General features: G+C 68.4%; 18 protein-coding genes. 14 read left to right on the plus strand and 4 right to left on the minus strand.

Going from position 1 to position 20,086, the window contains the following annotated elements; all coding sequences use genetic code 11:
- Nucleotides 1-189: 189 nt before the first annotated feature.
- Nucleotides 190-3,585 carry a class I SAM-dependent DNA methyltransferase gene (locus ACW171_RS14900; protein ID WP_492094324.1) on the minus strand — a complete coding sequence of 1,132 codons (3,396 nt, stop codon included), beginning with the start codon at nt 3,583-3,585 and terminating at the stop codon, nt 190-192.
- 178 nt (nt 3,586-3,763) lie between these two features.
- Between ACW171_RS14900 and ACW171_RS14905 the strand changes: the two genes are divergently transcribed.
- Nucleotides 3,764-4,546: an extensin family protein gene (locus ACW171_RS14905; RefSeq protein WP_492094326.1), complete on the plus strand. Its 783-nt coding sequence runs from the start codon at nt 3,764-3,766 to the stop codon at nt 4,544-4,546.
- Nucleotide 4,547: 1 nt separating this feature from the next.
- On the opposite strand, the gene ACW171_RS14910 is transcribed toward ACW171_RS14905, so the two are convergent.
- Nucleotides 4,548-5,453 (minus strand): hypothetical protein, encoded by a 906-nt coding sequence (locus ACW171_RS14910; RefSeq protein ID WP_492094328.1) that lies wholly within the window; start codon nt 5,451-5,453, stop codon nt 4,548-4,550.
- A gap of 135 nt (nt 5,454-5,588) precedes the next feature.
- On the opposite strand from ACW171_RS14910, the gene ACW171_RS14915 reads away from it, so the two are divergent.
- The 8 genes from ACW171_RS14915 (at nt 5,589) to ACW171_RS14950 (ending at nt 10,422) form a co-directional block, all read left to right on the plus strand.
- The gene (locus tag ACW171_RS14915; protein ID WP_492094330.1) at nt 5,589-5,783 is read left to right on the plus strand and encodes a hypothetical protein; all 195 of its coding nucleotides are present in this window, start codon (nt 5,589-5,591) and stop codon (nt 5,781-5,783) included.
- A 92-nt stretch (nt 5,784-5,875) separates the two neighbouring features.
- Entirely contained in the window at nt 5,876-6,559 is a 684-nt protein-coding gene (locus ACW171_RS14920) for a hypothetical protein (protein ID WP_492094332.1), read from the plus strand.
- Nucleotides 6,552-6,761: a helix-turn-helix transcriptional regulator gene (locus ACW171_RS14925; RefSeq protein ID WP_492094334.1), complete on the plus strand. Its 210-nt coding sequence runs from the start codon at nt 6,552-6,554 to the stop codon at nt 6,759-6,761. The genes ACW171_RS14920 and ACW171_RS14925 overlap by 8 nt, the downstream gene beginning before the upstream one ends.
- A gap of 150 nt (nt 6,762-6,911) precedes the next feature.
- Entirely contained in the window at nt 6,912-7,211 is a 300-nt protein-coding gene (locus ACW171_RS14930) for a PadR family transcriptional regulator (protein ID WP_492096647.1), read from the plus strand.
- A gap of 20 nt (nt 7,212-7,231) precedes the next feature.
- On the plus strand, nt 7,232-8,356 hold the full coding sequence (locus tag ACW171_RS14935; RefSeq protein ID WP_492094336.1) for a hypothetical protein: 1,125 nt from the start codon (nt 7,232-7,234) through the stop codon (nt 8,354-8,356).
- A 34-nt stretch (nt 8,357-8,390) separates the two neighbouring features.
- Nucleotides 8,391-8,735, plus strand: coding sequence for a hypothetical protein (locus tag ACW171_RS14940; RefSeq protein ID WP_492094338.1), 345 nt, complete (start codon nt 8,391-8,393; stop codon nt 8,733-8,735).
- Between the two features lie 39 nt (nt 8,736-8,774).
- Entirely contained in the window at nt 8,775-9,920 is a 1,146-nt protein-coding gene (locus tag ACW171_RS14945) for a bifunctional transcriptional activator/DNA repair enzyme AdaA (RefSeq protein ID WP_492094340.1), read from the plus strand.
- The gene (locus ACW171_RS14950; RefSeq protein WP_492094342.1) at nt 9,901-10,422 is read left to right on the plus strand and encodes a methylated-DNA--[protein]-cysteine S-methyltransferase; all 522 of its coding nucleotides are present in this window, start codon (nt 9,901-9,903) and stop codon (nt 10,420-10,422) included. Before ACW171_RS14945 ends, ACW171_RS14950 begins: the two co-directional genes overlap by 20 nt.
- A 249-nt stretch (nt 10,423-10,671) precedes the next feature.
- On the opposite strand, the gene ACW171_RS14955 is transcribed toward ACW171_RS14950, so the two are convergent.
- Together ACW171_RS14955 and ilvA are read right to left on the minus strand one after the other, a co-directional pair.
- The gene (locus ACW171_RS14955) at nt 10,672-13,173 is read right to left on the minus strand and encodes a hybrid sensor histidine kinase/response regulator (protein WP_492094344.1); all 2,502 of its coding nucleotides are present in this window, start codon (nt 13,171-13,173) and stop codon (nt 10,672-10,674) included.
- Nucleotides 13,174-13,263: 90 nt separating this feature from the next.
- The gene (gene ilvA / locus ACW171_RS14960) at nt 13,264-14,787 is read right to left on the minus strand and encodes a threonine ammonia-lyase, biosynthetic (RefSeq protein ID WP_492094346.1); all 1,524 of its coding nucleotides are present in this window, start codon (nt 14,785-14,787) and stop codon (nt 13,264-13,266) included.
- A gap of 335 nt (nt 14,788-15,122) precedes the next feature.
- On the opposite strand from ilvA, the gene nadA reads away from it, so the two are divergent.
- The 5 genes from nadA to nadC are packed head-to-tail and all read left to right on the plus strand — an operon-like array spanning nt 15,123 to nt 20,052.
- Nucleotides 15,123-16,217, plus strand: coding sequence for a quinolinate synthase NadA (nadA, locus tag ACW171_RS14965; RefSeq protein ID WP_492094347.1), 1,095 nt, complete (start codon nt 15,123-15,125; stop codon nt 16,215-16,217).
- A complete protein-coding gene (locus ACW171_RS14970; RefSeq protein ID WP_492094349.1) occupies nt 16,214-17,056 on the plus strand; it encodes a metalloprotease in 843 nt (280 codons plus the stop codon). The genes nadA and ACW171_RS14970 overlap by 4 nt, the downstream gene beginning before the upstream one ends.
- Complete coding sequence (locus tag ACW171_RS14975; RefSeq protein ID WP_492094351.1) at nt 17,053-18,579, plus strand: L-aspartate oxidase; 1,527 nt, start codon at nt 17,053-17,055, stop codon at nt 18,577-18,579. Before ACW171_RS14970 ends, ACW171_RS14975 begins: the two co-directional genes overlap by 4 nt.
- 7 nt (nt 18,580-18,586) lie before the next feature.
- On the plus strand, nt 18,587-19,186 hold the full coding sequence (locus ACW171_RS14980) for a Uma2 family endonuclease (protein WP_492094353.1): 600 nt from the start codon (nt 18,587-18,589) through the stop codon (nt 19,184-19,186).
- Nucleotides 19,183-20,052 carry a carboxylating nicotinate-nucleotide diphosphorylase gene (gene nadC, locus ACW171_RS14985; RefSeq protein ID WP_492094355.1) on the plus strand — a complete coding sequence of 290 codons (870 nt, stop codon included), beginning with the start codon at nt 19,183-19,185 and terminating at the stop codon, nt 20,050-20,052. The genes ACW171_RS14980 and nadC overlap by 4 nt, the downstream gene beginning before the upstream one ends.
- The last annotated feature ends 34 nt before the right edge of the window (nt 20,053-20,086 follow it).

Below are 20,086 nucleotides of genomic sequence, written 5' to 3' on the forward strand. Positions count from 1 at the left end.
GCGCCTCGGCCACGCCCTGGTTCGGGATGTGGACAGGCTTCTTGATGACGGGGGCCGAGCCCTTGGGCGTCGAGGAACGGTTCATGAACGGAAGATAGGTCTCAGGCGTGGATGACGCCAGATCAACGCGGACGCGCCGATGCGGATGCTGACATCCCCCGATCCCGTCGGACGATGAGGGGGCGGTTTTCAGCCGCGCGCGGAGATCCAGCGACCGTCCGACAGCCGCTCGACGTGGCCGTAACGGTGCAGGGTGGTCAGGGCACGGTCGATGCGGGGGGCGAGCTTGATGCCGCCTCGGAAGCGGCGCGCGAGATCGTGGGACGCGATGGGGCCGAGTTCACGCACCAGCGACGCCTGGATCACCAGAGGCTGTTCGTAGCGGTCCTTGGGGAAGGCGGGGCGGCGGCCGGCGAGGACGGGCTGTGACGGCGAAGGGTCTTCGACGCCAGGCCGAGGATCAGGGCCGCGGTTGCGAAGCCTCTGGAATTCGGGGCGCAGCCAGCGGACCTGGCCGCGCGCCTCCTCGACCTCGCGGACGCGGTTGAGGCCGGTCACGGCTGCGATCGTCTCGGCGTCGGTCAATCCCTCGGACCATCCGTAGGCCTTCTCCGTCAGGCGATCGATGTCGTCGTGCAGTTCGCGAAGGATGGTGACCCGGGCGCGGCGCGCGAGGTCCTGCTGGCGCTGGGTGACGGACAGGCCGGCCCTGACGGCCTCGAGCAGATTGTAGAGGCCCGTCAGCGTCAGATCGGGCGCGTCCCGGAGCGCCTGACGGCGATGACCGTCGAGCGCTTCTCCCGCCGCGCGGAGCCGTTGCCGTGCACCGGCGGTCAGGGCCGGGAAGGGGAAGGGATCGAAACAGCCGGTCTTGGTATAGCGCGGCCGGTCCTCCAGCAGACCGCCGCGCGCCCTGCACCAGATCGCGTGGACGCGACTGGACAGAACGGCGAGCGTCGCCGCGTCGTCGTCGGCCACGCACACCAGCATGTTGTCGGGCAGGATGCTCGCGTCGAGAAACTGGAACACCCGGTGCTTCGCCGTCTCTACGGTGGCGATGTAGCGCGGCAGGCCGGCCAGGGCTGCGCGCAAGTCCGGACGCGGCTTGCCGAACAGCCACCACTGGTCCGCATAGGCCTTGGCGTCGACGGTCGGCGAGGTTTCGGCCTGACGCAGGCGAGGCTCCCGGACCGTGTCGGCGAGGTGAGCGTAGACCTCCGGAAATCGGTCGCGGACCTCCTCTCGCTCCAGTCCGAACAGGTCGATGACAAGGGCCTGTCGCGAGTGCGCCGTCAGATCTCTGCCGTTGCGATACGGGCGAACATGAGCGTCCAGCCCGGGACGACGGCCGAGGCCGAGTTCGACGGCTTCGGCTCGGCTGACGATGAAGCTGGCCCCGTGCAGTTTGACGCCAGGCGAGCAGAGACCGTCATTGGCGCGCAGGGGGCGGGCGCGGGTGGCGTCGACGCCCAGGGTCAGGTCGGCGTTGATCCGGCCGCGCGCCGAACTCACGACCACGACGGGCGTATCGGTGTCGAGATGCGCCTCCGCGATGACCGTCCCCAACTCGCCGTCATGGTGGCCGGGCGCGGCAACGGTCACGGCGATGCGGACGGCCGCGCTTTCTCGGGAGGTCTCGGTCCAGGGGTGGTCGGCGATCGCGTGAACGAGGCTGAGCGGGCGTGGGCCGCTGATCCAGCGTTCGAGCGTCCGCCGCTGAAACACTTGGGTGATGGAGTTCGTCGTGACGAAGCCGAAGCGGCGCAGGCGTGTCCCGGGCGTGGTCAGGATCTCGGCGGCCCGATCCCACCAGTACATGACCAGGTCGGCGCTGTCGTTCATCTGAGGGTGGACCGCCCACAGGGCCTCGGCATAGCCCGCGTCGAGCCGGGACCGCAGATCCTTGCCGCCGATGAAGGGCGGGTTGCCGACGATGAAATCGGCCTCGGGCCATTCCGGTCGTCCGGTGTTGCGCCAGTCCGGCACGGGGCCCGACGCGGTGGCTCGGAACTGGGGGACCGGCGCCCCGTCCCAGGTCAGGATCGCGTCTTGATGGATGATGTTTCCGTGCGCTCGAAGAATGGGTTCGGCGGGATGGGCGGCGTGGTTGCGATAGTGCTGCTGCAGCCAGCCGATCCATAACACCAGCCTGGCTATGGCCGCGGCGCGGGCGTTGAGCTCAAGCCCCAGGAACTGGCTCGGCTCGATCATCGCCAGGTTGAGCCGATCCGGCTCTCCCAGATCGACCAGTGTTTCCAGGACTTCGCTCTCGAGGCGTGTCATGAGCTCCAGCGCGACATAGAGAAAATTCCCGGTGCCGCACGCCGGATCGAGCACCCGAACGCGGCGAAGGCTTTCGTGGAACTCGCGCGCCAGCCGCACGGCGCCTCGCGCATCGTGCTCGTCACAAGCCTGTTCGATCCTGGTCGAGACCTTTCGCCAGTCGGCGCGGAGCGGTTCCATGATCGTCAGATCGACGAGACGTTCGACGTGGCGACGGGGTGTGTAGTGGGCGCCCAGGCGACGCCGCTCGGCCGGACGCAGGGCGTGTTCCAGCAGGGAGCCGAAAATTGCGGGTTCGACATGCCGCCACTCGTGGCGCGTCGCCGAGAGCAGAATGTTCAGGTCGGCGGCCTGCAGGGGAAGGGCCTCATGGGTGCTGAACAGCCCCCCGTTGATGTAGGGCAGATGCTCCCCGAAACCGTCGAAGAAGCGATCGGCGTAATGAGGCGCGTCCAGTCGTTTCCAGAGACTCTCGAACATCGGCACGAAGGTCTGGGGCGCCCGTGCGCAGTCTTGCAGCAGGGCGATCAGCTTCTGCTTCGGGAACAGACCGACGTCGGCGGCGAAGATGGTGAAGATGCACCGCATCAGGAACTGGGCGACATGCTCGGCGTCGTAGCCCTGGCCTTCCAGCCTTTGCGACACGACGGCCAGTTCCTCGACGATCTCTCGGGTGACCGCGACGGCTCGGCGCGTGGGGTCCAGGCTTTGCGGGTCGGTCCAGATGGCGCGAAGCCGGGCCTGGATTTCGGGTTTGGCGAGGTCGGCATGGAGAAAGCGGGCCTGATGTCGGTCGGGAAAAGGAGAAAACCCGCGCCCGGTGCCCGAGAAATCCGCCCAGACTTCGAAACTGCGGGCGACATCGCAGATCAGGATGAACGGCGGCGAAGGATGATCGACCGGCAGGTCGCCGACATAGGATTTGGCCTGGTTGAAGGCGTTTCGCCTGATCTTGTCGAGGCCGGAGCCGGGGCCGAAAGGCAGGCGGCCCTGCATGTCGGCGTCGATGTCTTCGGCGCGAAACGGGGCGGCCTTCGACTTGTCGGTCCAACGGGACTGCTTGGCTTCAAGGACGAAGCAGCCACGCTTGTAGAGGTCGATCCGTCGTGGAAACGCGCCGTCGAAGCCCGACCGCACGGCCCGTTCGAACACATAGTCGTTGTGAACCGTATCGGCGCTGGCCGGATCGGGCGAGGGCAACCCGAGCGCCGTCAGCATCTCGACGAGATAGAGGGCCGCGTTGCTCCGCTCGGCGGCGCCCCGGCATTGTTTCCACCTGGCAATGAAGGCTTCGATATCCACCCTGCCCTCCTGATAGAGGACGGCACGATGCGCAACCTATAGTTACTTCAATCCTAATTTTCTCGCCTGAATAGCTGCCGGTCGTCGTGTCGTCGCGCAGAGCTACGGCCGTCGGGGCCTGCGTTCGGCCGTCTTTCCGCAGCTATAGTCACGCCGGGCAAAGTGAGCGATTCGGACGATGCGGGACGGGGTTTTGGCGAGGGCGGGACTGGTGCTGGCGGTGGTCGCCCTGACCCTCTCGGGATGCGGCCGTCTAATCCCCAATACCGCGCCTCAGTCCGGATACACCCCCTATAGTCCAACGCCCCGACCACAGCCTCCGACGACAGGTCCCAGCGTCTATGTCGCGCCGGGCGCCGGCGTCATCGATCAGCGCATCGACGGCGGCACCTTCGGCAGGGTCCAGACCGCCACTCGGTCGCTCGCTCAGTGCCAGGCGGAACTGGCGTCGGCACGGGTGACCTTCTCGCCGACGCCGGACAGGGTGAACTCGGAGACCTGCGGATTGACGGCGGCAGGGGTGCTCGGCGCGGACATGGGGACGGTGGCGCGGATGACGCCGTCGGACGTCACCATGACCTGCGCACTGGCGACGGCGGTCAGCGTGTGGCGGCGACAGTCGGTCGAGCCCGCGGCGCGCGAGCTTCTGGGCTCGGATGTCGTCGCGATCGACCACATGGGGGTCTATGCCTGCCGGTCGGTCAACAACGGGCGGCCGAACACCCGGCCCAGCGCCCATTCGCGGGCGGCGGCGCTGGATTTCTCGGGCGTGCGCCTGAGGGACGGGCGGCGGATCACCGTGCGCGGCGACTGGCATGCGGGCGGTGCAGAAGCGGCCTTCCTGAGGCGGATACGCGACGATGCCTGCAAGGTGTTCGGGACCACATTGAGCCCCGACTACAATGCCCAGCACCACGACCACCTCCACCTCGAGGCGGAGAGTGGTCGCTTGTGCCGATAGTCTAGCGGCGGATGCGGGCCTGGACTTCCAGTTCGCCCAGGCGACGCTCCAGATAGGCGGTGTCGTCGCTGGACGGACGGGTCCGCGAATAGGCGGCTTCCAGTCGGGTCAGATCCTCGATCTGGGGGCGAAGGCGGTCCTGATCGGCGCGGGGCAGGTTGTAGAGGGCGCGGTCGACGGCGGTCAGACGATCCCGAGGCGTTTGCTGCTGCCAGCCGCCGCCGGGATTGGTCGCGCCGCCCGGAACGCGCGCGTCGATGGCGTCGAGGCGGGCCTCGATGTCCTGACGTTCGCGGGCGCTGAGGCCGTCGCGCTGGAACTGGGCCTCGGCCGTGACGATGGCGGCATAGTCGGAGCGCAGCCGGGTCGCATCGGTGCGGGTCAGGCTCCGGGCGCGGACGGCGGCGTCGATGCGCGCCTCGAAGTCAACGCGGCCGTCGGCGGCGGACTGATATCCGCCGATATCGTCGCCATAGCCGCCGTCGTTAAGCGCCGAGGTCAGGGCCTCATAGCGGGAGGTCAGGTCAGACCGTTCCTGGGTCGTGAACCTGCCGTCCTGGCCGTAGCGGGTCTCGAGCTGGACCAGGGCCTCATAGTCGGCGCGGATGCGGTCGCCCGAGTAGGATGACAGGGCACCGGAACGGACCTGGGCGTCCAGCCGGGTGTTGAAGGTGGTCTGCTGGGCGCCGAGCGCGCGACGGCCCCGCGTCCACTCTGAATCCAGCGACCCCATGGTCTGGCCGCCGAACAGGTTCTGAAGGATCTGACCGAAGACCTCCTGTCCCGTCTGTTGCTGGTTGTAGGTCGTGTTGGACTGGCCGTAGGCGGTCTGCGCCTGGGCCAGCGGGGCGGTCGATAGAACGACGGCGCCGGCCGCGAGGGCCGTGAAGGTCTTGATCGAATTCATTGGGGGGTGCTCTCCGGCGGTTTCGCCTTGTTCAGGCATGCAGAACGGTGCGCGGCGACGAAGGTTGCCGTCTGGGCGGCCTGCGGCGTGACGATACGACAGGCGGGGCGGTCGTCTGCGTGCTAGGACGGCGACATGACCGATCAGCCCCAAGACACCGAAAAGCCCGCGACCGAGGGACCGGCCGGAGAGACGCCGGCCCAGAAGGCGCTTCGTCTGAAGACCGCCAAGCTGGATGCGCGACCCAAGCCCCCGCGCGGGGGGAAGTTTCAGCGCGACCAGGCGGCCGGGGTCGCACCCGGCGCCAACCGGCCCTGGACGCACAAATAGGTCCCGACCGTCGGCGGACCGCTTGACGTCGTGTAACCTCTAGGTGATATGTAACCCCTAGGTGACATGACGCGGAGGCGGAGATGACGGCCATGGACGACAGGGAATTGCAGAAGGAAGCACGGTCGCGCGTGCGCAAGTTCAGGGGGGCGCTGGCGGTCGTCGTTCTGGGCGCCCTGATGGTCGGGATCGGTTTCACGATCGGGATGCAGCGGACGGGAGACGATGCGACCGTGTGGGGCGTGGTTGCGGGTGTCGGCTTCGGCCTGGCTCTCGGCGGCCTCGTCCTGTGCTGGATCATGCGGCCCGGTGCGACCGGTTGGCAGGTCGAGACGGAGCCGACGAAGCGTGACCGTTTGCAGGCGCAACGCGCACGCCAGCTCTGGCTTTTCCCCCTGGTGACGATCGCCTTCCTGGTCCAGTCGACCCTGGCGATGCAGGACATCCTGGCCGGGGAGGGGAGCTTCGGTGACTATGTCAGTGCGCCCCTGCCGGTCATCTATGCCTGGCTGATCGCCTCGATCACCCTGGGCTGGGATCACCAGTCGCGGGCGAACCGGAAATTTCTCGAGGACGAACTGACCGGCGTGCTGCGGGCGCGAGCGATCAGCGCCGCCTTCGTCGTCCTCATGATCGGGGCCACCGTGGCGTTTGCCCTGGGACTCTGGCGACCTGAGGCGGGCGTCATTGCCTTGCCCTTCGTCCTGGCCGGGGCAGGGGCGACGGCGGGCATCCGCTTCGCCTGGCTGGACCGGGAGTTCGGCAAGGATGGCTGACCCGCGCCTTGGGTCGCGTCTGAAGGAGGTGCGCACGGCGGCCGGCCTGACTCAAGCCGAACTGGCCGAGCGGGCGGGCGTGTCGCGCAAGACCATCAACACCGTTGAGAACGGCGTCTTCATCCCCTCGACCCTTCTCGCCCTGACGCTGGCGCGGGCGCTGGGGACGAGCGTCGAGGGATTGTTTCACCTGGTCGACTGACGCGCGGATGAAGGCTGTGAGGCCGGAGGGCAGGGCTCCCCGGCCTTTCGCTTGACTCCCTCACACAGTATGTCGCATACACTGTGTGTCACACACTATGTGACCTGAGGGATTTCACGCGTGACGGTCGACGCCGAACTGTTCGAAAGCATGCGGCTGGAGCTGCGGCGGGGGTCTCTGGTGCTGGCGGTGCTGGCCTGTCTCCGGACCGAACGCTACGGCTACACCCTGCGCCAGGCCCTGGCCGCGGACGGGCTGGAGATGGAGGAATCGACCCTCTATCCGCTGCTGCGTCGGCTGGAGTCGCAGGGCCTTCTGCTGAGCGAATGGCGCGAGGAAGAGAAGCGCAAGAAGCGCTTCTACGTCCTGTCGCCGATGGGCGTGGCGATGCTGGAACGGCTCGCCCGCGAATGGCGGGGCATCAACGCCTCGCTCGACAAGATTCTCTGACAATCGAGGGGGAGACGACCATGGACATGGTGGAACGCTATCTGGAGGCCGTCGCGGCCCAGTTGTCGGCGGACGAGCGCGAGGACATCGTGGCCGAGCTGCGCGACCTGATCCTGTCGCGGTTCGAGGCCAGCGAAGAGACGCTCGGGCGGGCGCTGACCGACGACGAGAAGGAGGCGATCCTGAGGGAGATCGGCCATCCGCTGGTCGTGGCCGCCCGCTATCGAAAGGGGCCTGATAGCCTGATCGGGCCGGAGCTGTTTCCATACTGGCTGTATGGGGTGAAGGCGGGGCTCCTGGTCCTTCTGGCCCTCCACGCCCTCTCCTTGCTCGTGGCCCTGATCGGCGGGCCGGGCGATGCGGGACGGGCGATCTCGCAGGCCTTCCACGGCTTCTTCGGCGCGGGCCTGACCCTGATCGGCGCCCTGACGCTCGCGGGGGCGGTGATGGAGCACTACGATATCAAGCCGAAATGGCTGACCCAGTGGCGGGTGAAGGATCTGTCGGCCTTCCAGTTGTCGGACCCTAGCCAGTGGGGCGTGGCGGCGCAGAAGACCGGAAAGGTCAGTGGCGGCTGGTCGCCCAAGGTACGAGGCGCATCCAATCCGGGGACCGAGGCGGCCTTTTCCTTCCTGGCGTTGGGGATGTTCGTCCTGTGGTGGATCGGACTGGTCCACTTCCCGGGCCTTTCGGCGATGCGGATCAACGGCGGGGAGGCGGTGGTGACGGCCGCGCCGATCTGGGCGAGTCTGTTCACGCCGATCCTGCTCTATGTGGTCGCCCAGATGGGGGTGGAGCTGTTCACTCTGACGAACCCGAGCGCTGCCAGGGTACGGGCGATGCTGCAGATCCTGATCGCGGGCGCCGGCCTGTGGCTGACCTGGCTGATCTTCGACGCGGGCCATTGGGCGACCCTCAGCGTCGGCGCGGAGCAGGCGAGGATCGCAGGCGACTGGGTCCTGCTGGACTTCGATCGGCTGCACGACCTGCGCGAGGGATCACGCGATCTGGTCGCGGTGGCCTCGACCCTGTCGCTCGTCTTCACCTGGGGCCTGGCCATCAGCGCGGTCAGCCTGGTGTGGAAGATCGCCGCCGGTCTGTGGCGGGTGATGCAGCCGGGCGTTGCGCCGGGCGGCGGTCGGTGAGAAGCTCGCGCCTCAACAGGAACTGGAGGCTGGAATGCTCTGGACCGGAATGATCATGGCGGCCTTGCTGGCCGGGCAGACGGCGACGCCGCAACAGGCCCCGCCGCAACAGGCCCCGACGACCAGCGTCGCGCCCGTCACGGTCGAGGGCGCCCGCCTGGAAAGCGGGGCCAACACCCGCGCCAGCGATCCTCGCAACGAAGTCATCTGCCGCACCCAGGCGGTGACGGGCAGCCGCTTCAACCAGCGTCGCTGCCGCACGCGGGCGATGGCGGCGATCGCCGCGGCCGAGGCGCGGAGCGCGCTGTCGGCCATGCAAGGCAGTGGCCCTACGACAGATGCAGCCCTTGGCGGCGCGGTCACGCCGATCGGGCCCTAGCCGCCCGCGCCGGACGCCGATGTCCGAAAACCGCGAGACTTGTCCGTCGAGACGGCTCATCTTCGCGGCATGGAAGCGACCGCGCAAACCCTGGATCAGGAGGCCTGCTACCGGGCCGTGCTGACGCGCGACGCCCGGTTCGACGGGCGGTTCTTCGGTTGCGTCAAGACCACGGGCATCTACTGCCGTCCGGTCTGTCCGGCCCGGACGCCCCGGCGAGAGAACATGATCTTCGTCGTCACGGCGGCGGCGGCCGAGGAGGCGGGCTTCCGCGCCTGTCTGCGGTGCCGACCCGAGACGGCACCCGATATGGGGGCTTGGCGCGGCACCTCGAACACCGTCAGCCGGGCCCTGAGCCTGATCGAGGCGGGCGCACTGGACGAGGGCGACATCGACACCCTGGCCGGGCGGCTGGGCGTGGGCGAGCGCCAGCTGCGCAGGCTGTTCAAACAGCATCTGGGCGCCGCCCCGGTCAGCGTGGCCCAGACCCGGCGGGTGCTGCTGGCCAAGGCCCTGATCCAGGAGACCGATCTGTCGATGGCCCAGGTGGCGCATGCGTCCGGGTTCGGCTCCGTGCGTCGGTTCAACGAGACCTTCCAGGCCCTCTACGGCCGCGCCCCATCGGAGCTGCGTCGCCGCGCCGAACGACCGGCGAGCAGCGGGGTGAAGCTCGGCCTCTCCTATCGCCCGCCCTATGATTGGGAGGCCATGCTCGCGGCCCTTTCGGGGCGTGGAGACCGCATCGAGGGCCTCACCTGGTCGCGCGATCTGGTGAGGGACATCGACGGGGCCGAGGGCTTCGTCTCCGCGACGCCGGGAAAGCCTGGGCAGATCCAGGTCTGCGTCGAGGCCTCGGACCTGAAAACCCTTCCCGGCGTGCTGGCGCGGGTACGGCGCGTGTTCGACCTGTCCGCCGACCCCGAGGCGATCGGGCGCGATCTCTCCGCCGATCCGGTGCTGACGCCTCTGGTCGCGGCGCGGCCCGGACTGCGTCTGCCCGGCGAATGGCTGGTCCTGGATGACAGGGACGTGGGTGCGCCCAGCGACAGACTGAATGACGCGGCGCTCGCGGATCGGGCGGAACAATGGCGGCCCTGGCGGGCCTATGGGGCGCTGCACCTGTCCATGGCGGGGCTGACGGCGGCCGATCTGATGGAGAAAGACGATGCGAAGCGCGCAGCCTGAGACCCTGACGCTGGACCGGATCGCGACCCCGGTGGGCGAGGTTCTGCTGGTCACGGATGGGGAGGGCGCCGTGCGGGCGCTCGACTTTTCCGACTACGAACCGCGCATGATGCGCCTGCTGGCGCGGCACGCGCCCGATGCCGAGCTGGTTTCCGGCCGGGCGCCCGAGCCTGTGCGGGGCGCCGTAGAGGCCTATTTCGCCGGCGACGCCAGAGCCCTGGACGGGCTGAGGGTGAAGACCGGCGGCACGGAGTTCCAGCGCGCGGTCTGGGCCGCTCTGCGCGCCATCCCGGCGGGAGAGACGCGCAGCTATGGCCAGCTCGCGGCGGCCATCGGATCGCCCAGGGCCGTGCGGGCGGCCGGCCTGGCGAATGGCCAGAATCCCATTGCGGTCATCGTGCCCTGCCATCGGGTCATCGGCGCGAACGGGACCCTGACGGGCTATGCGGGCGGGATCGAGCGCAAGAAATGGCTGCTCGCGCACGAGGCGACAGCCATCTGACGGGGCGAGTTCGTCCGCCTGTCCGGACGAAAAAAACCGGACAAAACGGACAAAACAGCTAGTCGACTGTTTGAAATCAAAGACTTGGTCGAGCCAGACGCTTCGGCGGACGAATGTCAGGCTGATCGCCGGTCGGAGATGTCAAAGATCCGGCAGGGGAAATGATGTCGAGACGATCACGGCGCAAGGGCGCAAAAGGAAAAAATTCCAGGTCATCGACCCTCGCTCGGGCGAGCGGAGATGAAGCGTTCAGGCCGCGCGGGCTTGCCCGGCCTCATCCTCCGGCTGACCGTCGCCCAGCGCCGCGCCGATGGCCGCGAACAGGCTGGCGGTCGTGACCGGCTTGGCCAGGTGGCCGTCGGCCCCGGCGAAGCGGCCGGCCTCGACATGTTCGGCCATGGCGTTGGCGGTCAGCATCAGGAGCGGCGTGCGGTTCAGGCCGCGTTCGGCCTCCAGCGCGCGGATGGCGGCCGTCGCGGTCAGGCCGTCCATGACCGGCATCTGCATGTCCATCAGGATCAGGTCGAACGGATCGGCGCCACAGGCGTCCACCGCCTCCTGCCCGTTCTCGACCGCAACAAGGGTCGCGCCCGTCGGAGCGAGCAGAACCTCGATGACCTTGCGATTGGCCGGATGGTCGTCGGCCAGCAGGATGCGCAGTCCCTCCGGCGCAGGATCCGCAGCCTCAGTCGCCTCTTCCTCGACCGCGGCGGCGGGGGGCAGGGGGATTTCGAACCAGAAGCGCGATCCCTCGCCGGGCGTGGACGAGCAGTCCAGTTCACCGCCCATCAACTGGGCCAGCTCGCGTGAAATGGCGAGGCCCAGACCCGTGCCGCCGAAGCGCCGGGTGATGGAGCCGTCCGCCTGTTGAAAACGGGCGAAGATCCGGGCCTTCTGTTCCTCGTCGAAGCCGACGCCGGTGTCGGTGACCGTGAACCGCACGCGATCGTCGACGCCCGGCGCCACGCTCAGGGTGACCGATCCGGCGGTGGTGAATTTCAGGGCGTTGGAGACGAGGTTGGCCAGGATTTGGCGCACGCGGACGACGTCCCCGACCACCATCCGTTCCAGCGCGGGGTCCAGCGCGACCACCAAGGCGACGGGTCCGCCCTGGACCTTGGGGCTCCACAGGGCGGCGACGTCATTGACCGCATGGGCCAAGGCGAAAGGCTGGGCCTCCACCGTGACCTGGCCGGCTTCGATCTTGGCGCTGTCGAGGATGTCGGACAGCAGCCGCTCCAGCGTCACTCCGGACGAGCGTATGATCTCCACCATCTCGTGCTCGGCCTTGTCGAGCGAGCGGCGCGACAGGGCATCGGCCATGGCCACGACGCCGTTCAGCGGCGTGCGGATCTCATGGCTCATATTGGCCAGGAACTCGGACTTGGCGCGGTTGGCGTCCTCCGCGCGGCGGCGGGCGAAGCGGAGGTGGCCGGTCATGCTCCATTGCCGGAACAGGAGGCCGGCGACGAGCAGCAGGACGACCACGCTGATGCCCACGATCCAGCGCTGGCCCGCGATCATCTCGGCCTGAAGCGCGGTGTTGGCGCGTTCGGTCTCCAACTGGCGACGACGCTCGCTCAGCTGGCTGCGCATCCCTGAGGTCACCTGGCCAATCCCGTCGCTGAAACGGCGCGCGGCCTGTAGATTCTCTTGCTCGGAATGTTCGCGCAGCAACTTGAATGCCTCGGCCGAACGGCCCTGGGCATTGAGCAGTTCGGCCTCGGCGTGGAGAACCTGAGAGACGCCTTCCTCGCGGAACTCGCCGGCTGCCTGGCGACGATGGATTTCGGCCACGTCGCGACGGGCGCCCGCGACGTCGCCGGTGCGGGCGCGCGCCATGGCGCGGAGCGGCAGGATATGGGGTGCGAGGAACTCGGCTGCGCCGAGGCTTTCGCCATAGGGAGCCAGGCACTGCAAGAGGCGTGTCGGGCTGTCTGCGCCATGCGCCACCATGGCGCACAGGTTGGCGTTATAGACGGCCAGGCTTTCCACGTCCGCCCGGGTCGCCAGCCGGTGGTGCACGGCGAACAGCCGCTCCGCCAGGGGTTGGTCGCCGACCTGAACCGCCATGCGGGCCAGATTGTAGACGGCGTCGAAGTCAGGCCGCGGATAAGCGGGATTGCTGTGGTCCAGCTCGAACCGGCTGAAGGCGTCGGTGGCGCCGCGAATGTCGTTCAGCTTCATCAGGCCGATGCCGGTCATCTCCCACAGCCCCGCCCGGGCGGTGTCGGCCAGGGGATGGTCATCGGGAACAAGGGTCATGGCCTCGTTCAGCAGGTTCAGACCCTCTCCGATCCTGTCCTGATCCATCAGGGCCAAGGCATGAATACGGGTGGCGTGGGCGCGAACGAACCAGTCGGGTTCATCTCTCGCGACCCTTTCCATCTGGGTGGCGGCGGCATCCTCGCCCGTGTCGTACCGGATGGTCAGGGCGTTGAGGTGCGCGATCTTCGCGTACCGTGTGTCGCCCAGCTCCCCAGCGGCGACGGCGAGTTGCAGGTTCCATCGCGTCGCGCCGTCGAAGTCGCCCTGGTTCAGGGTCGTCCACACCACATGATAGAGCCGGTTCAGCCCCTCCTGGTCGGGCCGGCGCAGCGCTGCCTGGCCGAAGGCCTCGAGCTGGGCGAAGGTCGTGACGGCGGCCCTGCGCTCGACGGCGCCGGCCAGGGCCATGGGATCGCGATGCGCCATGTTCGCGGCGGAGGCCGGCAAGGGAGAGGCCATCAGCACGGCGAGACCGAGCAGCAAGGCCTTAAGCAGAGAGGATACGCAACGGTACGACACGCCCCAATGTGGCGCGAATGTGTTTCTTAAGCTTTAGCGCTGGGGGAAGGGGTTTTACCTACTGTCGAGGAACAATCGGCTCGCCGGATTGTCGGTCTCGTCAACATACGGATAGCCCAACGCCGCTAGCGCGGCCTCCAGCGCGGGCTGTTCGACGGGCGGAACCGAGATCCCGGCCAGCACACGTCCGACGTCGTCGCCGTGGTTGCGATAGTGGAACAGGGTCAGGGCCCAGGCCGGCTTCAGGCTGTTCAGGAACCGCAGGAAGGCGCCCGGCCGTTCGGGGAATTCGAAGCGCAGGATCCGCTCGTGAGGCAGGCCGGTGGCCCGGCCGCCGACCATGTGGCGGACGTGCAGCTTGGCCGTCTCGTTGTCGCTCATGTCCTCGACGGCATAGTCGTCGGCGCGCAGGGCGGCGATCAGGTCGTCCTTCTCGTGCGGTCCCTGTTTGATGGCGACGCCGACGAAGATGTGCGCGCGACCTTCGCCCGACCAGCGGTAGTTAAACTCTGTCACCGACCGGCCGTCGAGCGCATTGAGGAAGCGGCTGTAGACGGCACGGTCGTCGGCCATGGCGACGGCCAGCAGGGCCTCGGTCCCTTCGCCGATCTCGGCCCGCTCGGCGATGTGACGCAGTCGGTCGAAGTTGACGTTGGAGCCGGAGTTGACGGCGATCAGGGCGCCGTCCTCGACCGTCTCCGGATGGGCGGCGGCCCAGGCCTTGAGGCCCGCGAGCGCCAGGGCGCCGGAGGGTTCGGCCACGGCGCGGCTGTCGTCGAAGATGTCCTTGATGGCGGCGCAGATGGCGTCGTTGTCGACCGTGACGATCTCGTCCAGCAGGTCCTTGCACAGACGGAAGGTCTCGGTCCCTGCGCGGCGCACGGCGACGCCGTCGCAGAACAGGCCGACCTGATCCAGGGTCACGACCTCGCCCGCCTCGATGGCGGCCTTCATCGAGGCGGCGTCGACGGGTTCGACGCCGATGACCTTCGTCCCCGGCCGTAGGAATTTGACGATGGCCGCGACGCCGGCGGCCAGGCCGCCTCCGCCGATGGGGACGAAGACGGCGGCGATGGGCTCGGAATGCTGGCGCGTGATCTCCAGCCCGACCGTGCCTTGACCGGCGATGACGTCGGGATCGTCGAAGGGGTGGATGAAGACGGCGCCGGTCTCGGCCGCGCGCCGCGTCGCCTCGGCGAAGGCCTCGTCGAAGGCGTCGCCGTGCAGGACGACGTCGCCGCCCAGCGCGCGGACCGCCGCCACCTTGATCGGCGGGGTGGTGACCGGCATGACGATGGTCGCGACCGCGCCGCGCTTGCGCGCCGAGAAGGCGACGCCCTGGGCATGGTTGCCGGCCGAGGCGCAGATCACGCCGCGCGCCAGCTGCTCCGGGCTCAGGGTCGCGATCTTGTTGTAGGCACCGCGGATCTTGAACGAGAAGATCGGCTGAAGGTCCTCGCGCTTCTGCAGCACAGGCCGACCCAGCCGCGCGGCGAGCCGGGGCAGGGGATCGAGCGGCGTCTCGATCGCTACGTCATAGACGCGCGCGGTAAGGATGCGGCGGAGAGTTTCTTGCATGGAGGGGCAGTCTTTAGCGATTTCGAGGTCGATATGCTCTGAAACGGCCAGTTTCGGGAAGAGAAATCGCAGATGGCGGGCTTCGTTGAAGAACCGGTCGCTACTCTTCACCCGTGCACCCCGGCAAAGGCCGGGGTCCAGATGGAAGTTGCCGTCCTGCAGTTGGCGCGCGGTGACCAATCCAGGACTTCCGCGTTCGTGATCTGGACCCCGGCCTTCGTCGGGGTGCACGGAAAGGGGGATGGGTCCCTTGCATCCCTCTCCGACAGGCCTATCTTATCCGCACTTATGCTAATGTTGAGCATAAGTGCGAGGCGACCGAGATCGCCGAGGAGATGACGTCGATGGCGAACGCCGCCCAGCCGCTTTCCATGCCGCCGGAACTGGCCGCCGAGACCGCTCCCGTCTGGGAGAAGGTCAAGGAATTCGTCACCCCGATGGAATGGCCGGTCCAGGCGCAGCTGATCCACGAGATCAACCTGCTCAAGAAGGAGCGGGACGCCGTTATTCTGGCGCACAACTACATGACGCCGGACATCTTCCACGGGGTCGGCGACTATGTCGGCGACAGCCTGGGTCTGGCCAAGGAGGCCGCGCGTTCGAACGCCAAGGTGATCGTCCAGGCGGGGGTGCACTTCATGGCCGAGACCTCGAAGATCCTGTCGCCCGACAAGACCGTCCTGATCCCGGACCTGAAGGCCGGCTGCTCGCTCGCCGAGGCGATCACGGGCGCGGACGTGCGCCTGATCAAGCAGAAATATCCGGGCCTGCCGGTGGTCACCTATGTGAACACCACGGCCGATGTGAAGGCCGAGACAGACATCTGCTGCACCTCGGCCAACGCCGTTCAGGTGGTGGAATGGGCGGCGAAGGAGTGGGGCGTCGATCGCGTCATCCTGATCCCCGACGAGTTCCTGGCCCGCAACGTCGCGGCCCAGACCAACATCGGCATCATCGCCTGGAAGGGCCGCTGCATCGTGCATGAGCGGTTCACCGCCGCCGACATCGCCGAGATGCGCGAAGCCTATCCGGGCGCGGAAATCCTGGCCCACCCGGAATGCCCCGAAGAGATCCTGGCGGCCGCCGACTTCGCCGGCTCGACGGCGGCGATGACCGACTACGTCATGGCCAAGAAGCCGAAACAGGTGGTGCTGATCACCGAATGCTCGATGGCGTCGAACATCAAGGGCGACGTGCCCGAGGTGAACTTCATCGGCCCGTGCAACATGTGCCCCTACATGAAGCGGATCACGCTGGAGAACATCCGAGACTGCCTGCGCGACATGAAGTTCGAAGTCACGGTCCCGGAAGAGATGATCGCGAAAGCCGCGCTCGCCGTGCAGCGGATGATCGACCTGCCGCCGCCCGCGATCCCGGCGCGCTACGACCTGGTCAAGGCCAAGCACCACGTCGCGGTGGAGCTGATATGACCGACGGTCCCTGGGGATCGCGCGACGGGTCCACGCCTGCACCGCCCGCCCAAACCACGACCTCCGTCCCGCCCTCCAGCCCCGGCGCGCCCGTCATCGACAAGGGCCAGAGCCTGCCCTGGGCGATCGGATCGACGCTTCTGCTCGGCGGCTTCATCTGGCTGACGACGGGCAGCTGGGTCGTGGCGGTTGCGGCGATCTTCGGCCTGTTCGTGCATGAGTACGGTCACGTCCTTGCGATGAACGCGGTCGGCATGGGGCCGGCCAAGATCTATATCATCCCCTTCCTCGGCGGCCTCGCGCGCGGACAGCGCAATCCGGAGAGCGAGTGGCACGGCGTCCTGGTGTCGCTCGCGGGGCCGGCCTTCGGTCTGCTCGCGGTCCTGCCTGCCGTCGGCCTTTGGTTGGCGACCGGGGATCACGAGTGGATGCTCGGCGCCTTCTTCATCGCCATGATCAATCTGGTGAACCTCGCGCCCGCGCCGCCGCTGGACGGCTCCAAGGCGCTGGGGCCGGTGCTGGCCCGCATCGATCCGATGGTCGAGAAGGCCGCGCTGATCCTGATGGGCGGCCTGGCCGTCTGGTGGGGCGTGTCGACGGGCCGCTATATCCTCGCGGTCTTCCTCGCCATCGCCGTTCTGGGCAGCTTGCGTCGCGGCGCCTGGCGGCCCGGCGAAAAGACGCTGACCTGGCCCGAGGCCGGCAAGTCGCTGGCCCTGTTCCTGCTGACGGCGGCGGTCTGCGCCGCGGCCGCGATCGGGGTCCTGTTGCCCATAGCCGACGGCTCGCCCCAGGGCGCCATCGACATCGCCGCCCGCTTCATCGGCTTCGACCGATGAGCCGCATCCAGCATGACGGCCCGCTCATCATCGGCGGCGGTCTGGCGGGCCTGTCGACGGCCCTGTCGGCGGCACCCGCGCGGGTGCTGGTCGTCAGTCCCACGGCCCTGCTTGAGGCGGCGTCCAGCGCCTGGGCCCAGGGCGGTGTCGCCGCGGCATTGTCGAAGGACGACGCGCCGGGCCTGCACCTGAAGGACACCGAGGCAGCTGGCGCCGGCCTGGTCGATCACCGCGCGGCCGAGGTCCTGACCGACGACGGCAAGGCCACGGTTGAATGGCTGGCCTCGCTGGGCGCCCCGTTCGACCGCGAGGCCGACGGCGGGTTCGCGGTCTCGCGCGAGGCGGCTCACTCGATGGCGCGTGTGGCGCGGGTCGGCGGCGACGGCGCGGGCCGGGCCATCCTGTCGGCGCTCGCGGTCGCGGCGCGAGCGGCCGATCACGTCGAGGTCTGGGAGAACGGCCACCTGACCGGCCTGATCCAGGCCGCCGGCGGCCGGGTCATCGGCGCCGTCATCGATCGCGCGGGAGAGCGGGTCGAGGTCCTGGCCCCCGCCGTCGTCCTGGCCACCGGCGGCGCGGGCGGCCTCTATGGGGAGACCACCACCCCGCGCGCCCTGCTGGGCGAGGGTCTGGCCCTGGCCTGGCTGGCGGGCGCCGAAATCCTCGATCCCGAGTTCGTCCAGTTCCACCCGACCGCCATCGACGTCGGGCTCGACCCCATGCCCCTGGCCACCGAGGCCCTCCGCGGCGACGGCGCCCGGCTGATCGACACGAACGGCGCCTTCATTCTCGGCCCCGAACCCGACGCCGACCTGAAGCCGCGCGACATCGTCGCCCGCGCCGTCCACCGCGCCCGTGCCGAGGGGAGGGGCGCCTTCCTCGACGCGCGCGTGGCCATCGGCGCCCACTTCCCCGAGGCCTTTCCGGCCGTCTTCGCCTCCTGCATGGCGGCGGGGCTCGACCCGCGAGTGCAGCCCATCCCGGTCGCGCCTGCGGCCCACTATCACATGGGCGGGATCACGGCCCGGACGGATGGCCGGACGACGCTGAAGGGCCTCTACGCCGTCGGTGAATGCGCCGCGACCGGGGTGCACGGCGCCAACCGTCTGGCGTCCAACTCCCTGCTCGAAGCCGCCGCCTTCGGCCGTCGCACGGGCGAGGCCGCCGCGCGCGAAGTCGCCATGGACCGCAAGGTCGACCGTATCGTCGAGGGGCCGGCGCCCCTGACCGACGCCGCCCTGCAACGGCTGCGCGACGCCATGAGCGCCGACTGCGGCGTCATTCGCGACGCCGACGGCGTTAAACGGCTGCTGACCCTGATCGGCGAGCTCGAGATGGCTCAAAATGGGGCCTTGCCGCTGGTGGCCTGTCGCCTGATCGCCGAGGCGGCGCTGGCGCGACATGAAAGCCGGGGCGGCCACTATCGGTCGGACTATCCGGAGACGGCGGAGGTTCCGGCACATACGCGACTGAGCAAACCCGAGGTTGAATCGACTTTTCGCCGCGTCGCGGCTGGAGCATAGTCGACCGATGGCGACCGGGCGACATTTCGACGGTGTACGGGAGGGGCCGCGCCCCTTCCTGTTCGACTTCGCCGCTTACGAGCGGATGGACGATGCCGGCTTGTTTGCCGGCCGTCCGGGCAAGATTGAACTGATCGAGGGGATGATCTGCGAAATGGCCCCTCCCGGCGGTGACCACACCGATGTGACCAGCGATCTGCACCTGGGGCTCGGCATGGCGGTTAAAGCGGCGCCCCAGCTGGGCCTCAAGGTTCTCACCCAGGGCACACTGCGGATCGGTCACGACAGCGCACCCGAGCCGGACGTCTTCGTCGCCCGACCCCGTGGCGAGCGCCGATACTATGAAGCCGCAGACGCGGTTCTGGTCGTCGAGGTCTCGGTGACGACGCTGGACGACGACCGCCGGGTGAAGGCGCCGCTGTACGCTCGGGCCGGAATCCCGGAACTGTGGATCGCGGAGCCCGAGGCGCGCTCGATCCGCGTCTATCGCGGGCCGCGAGAGGATGGAACCTGGGACAGCGAGACCACGGTCTCGGCGGGTGCCGTCAGCCCGTTGTTCGCGCCCGACATCCAGATCGCCCTCGCAGACGTGTTCTCCGCCGCGTGACCCACTCCCTTCCCGACGTTCTGATCCTGCCCGTCATCCGCATGGCCCTGGCCGAGGACCTGGGCCGCGCCGGCGACGTGACGGCCGCCGCCTGCATTCCCGAGGGCGCGCGCATGCGGGCGCGGTTCACGGCGCGAAAGCCCGGCGTGCTGGCGGGCATCGACTGCGTGCGGCTGACCGTGCTGGAGATGGATCCCGAGGCCTCGATCGATCTGCGGATGAAGGATGGCGAGGCCTTCTCAGCCGGCGCAGTCCTGGCCGAGGTCGAGGCGGATGCGCGCGCCTTCCTGTCAGCGGAACGGACGGCGCTGAACCTTCTGGGGCGGATGTGCGGGGTCGCGACCCTGACCCGAACCTATGTCGAGGCCGTCGCCGGGACGGGTGCGCGGATCGCGGATACGCGCAAGACCACGCCTGGCCTGCGCGCGCTGGAAAAGCACGCCGTCCGCTGCGGTGGCGGGCTCAATCACCGCTTCGGCCTGGATGACGCCATCCTGATCAAGGACAACCACGTGGTCGTCTGCGGCGGGGTGGTGCAGGCGGTTAAGGCGGCACGCGCCCAGGCCGGTCACCTGATGAAGATCGAGCTGGAGGTGGACGGCCTCGATCAGTTCAATCAGGCGCTGGCCATGGTCGCCGAGGGGCAGGGCCCCGACGTCATCATGCTCGACAACTTCGACAATGCGGAGCTGGCCGAGGCGGTGAAGCGACGTCGCGACGGCGGGCTTCGGGTCGTTCTAGAGGCGTCCGGCGGCGTCAATCTGACGACTGTGCGCGGCATCGCCGAGACCGGCGTCGATGTGATTTCCGTGGGCGCCCTGACCCACTCGGCGCCGGTTCTGGACATCGGCCTGGACGCTTTCTGAGGAACAGGCGGCTGGCGGATGGGTTTTCTCCTTC

The organism is Brevundimonas sp. FV1ye28, assembly GCF_058681135.1.

Excerpts from the sequence above, each read along its gene's own strand:
- ACW171_RS14915 (WP_492094330.1), top strand. The coding sequence starts at position 5,589 with ATGACCGATCAGCCCCAAGACACCGAAAAGCCCGCGACCGAGGGACCG.
- ACW171_RS14980 (WP_492094353.1), top strand. The coding sequence starts at position 18,587 with ATGGCGACCGGGCGACATTTCGACGGTGTACGGGAGGGGCCGCGCCCC.
- ACW171_RS14935 (WP_492094336.1), top strand. The coding sequence starts at position 7,232 with ATGGACATGGTGGAACGCTATCTGGAGGCCGTCGCGGCCCAGTTGTCG.
- ACW171_RS14920 (WP_492094332.1), top strand. The coding sequence starts at position 5,876 with ATGGACGACAGGGAATTGCAGAAGGAAGCACGGTCGCGCGTGCGCAAG.
- ACW171_RS14940 (WP_492094338.1), top strand. The coding sequence starts at position 8,391 with ATGCTCTGGACCGGAATGATCATGGCGGCCTTGCTGGCCGGGCAGACG.
- ACW171_RS14970 (WP_492094349.1), top strand. The coding sequence starts at position 16,214 with ATGACCGACGGTCCCTGGGGATCGCGCGACGGGTCCACGCCTGCACCG.
- ACW171_RS14925 (WP_492094334.1), top strand. The coding sequence starts at position 6,552 with ATGGCTGACCCGCGCCTTGGGTCGCGTCTGAAGGAGGTGCGCACGGCG.
- ilvA (WP_492094346.1), bottom strand. The coding sequence starts at position 14,787 with ATGCAAGAAACTCTCCGCCGCATCCTTACCGCGCGCGTCTATGACGTA.
- ACW171_RS14930 (WP_492096647.1), top strand. The coding sequence starts at position 6,912 with ATGCGGCTGGAGCTGCGGCGGGGGTCTCTGGTGCTGGCGGTGCTGGCC.
- nadA (WP_492094347.1), top strand. The coding sequence starts at position 15,123 with ATGACGTCGATGGCGAACGCCGCCCAGCCGCTTTCCATGCCGCCGGAA.
- ACW171_RS14975 (WP_492094351.1), top strand. The coding sequence starts at position 17,053 with ATGAGCCGCATCCAGCATGACGGCCCGCTCATCATCGGCGGCGGTCTG.
- ACW171_RS14910 (WP_492094328.1), bottom strand. The coding sequence starts at position 5,453 with ATGAATTCGATCAAGACCTTCACGGCCCTCGCGGCCGGCGCCGTCGTT.
- ACW171_RS14950 (WP_492094342.1), top strand. The coding sequence starts at position 9,901 with ATGCGAAGCGCGCAGCCTGAGACCCTGACGCTGGACCGGATCGCGACC.
- ACW171_RS14905 (WP_492094326.1), top strand. The coding sequence starts at position 3,764 with ATGCGGGACGGGGTTTTGGCGAGGGCGGGACTGGTGCTGGCGGTGGTC.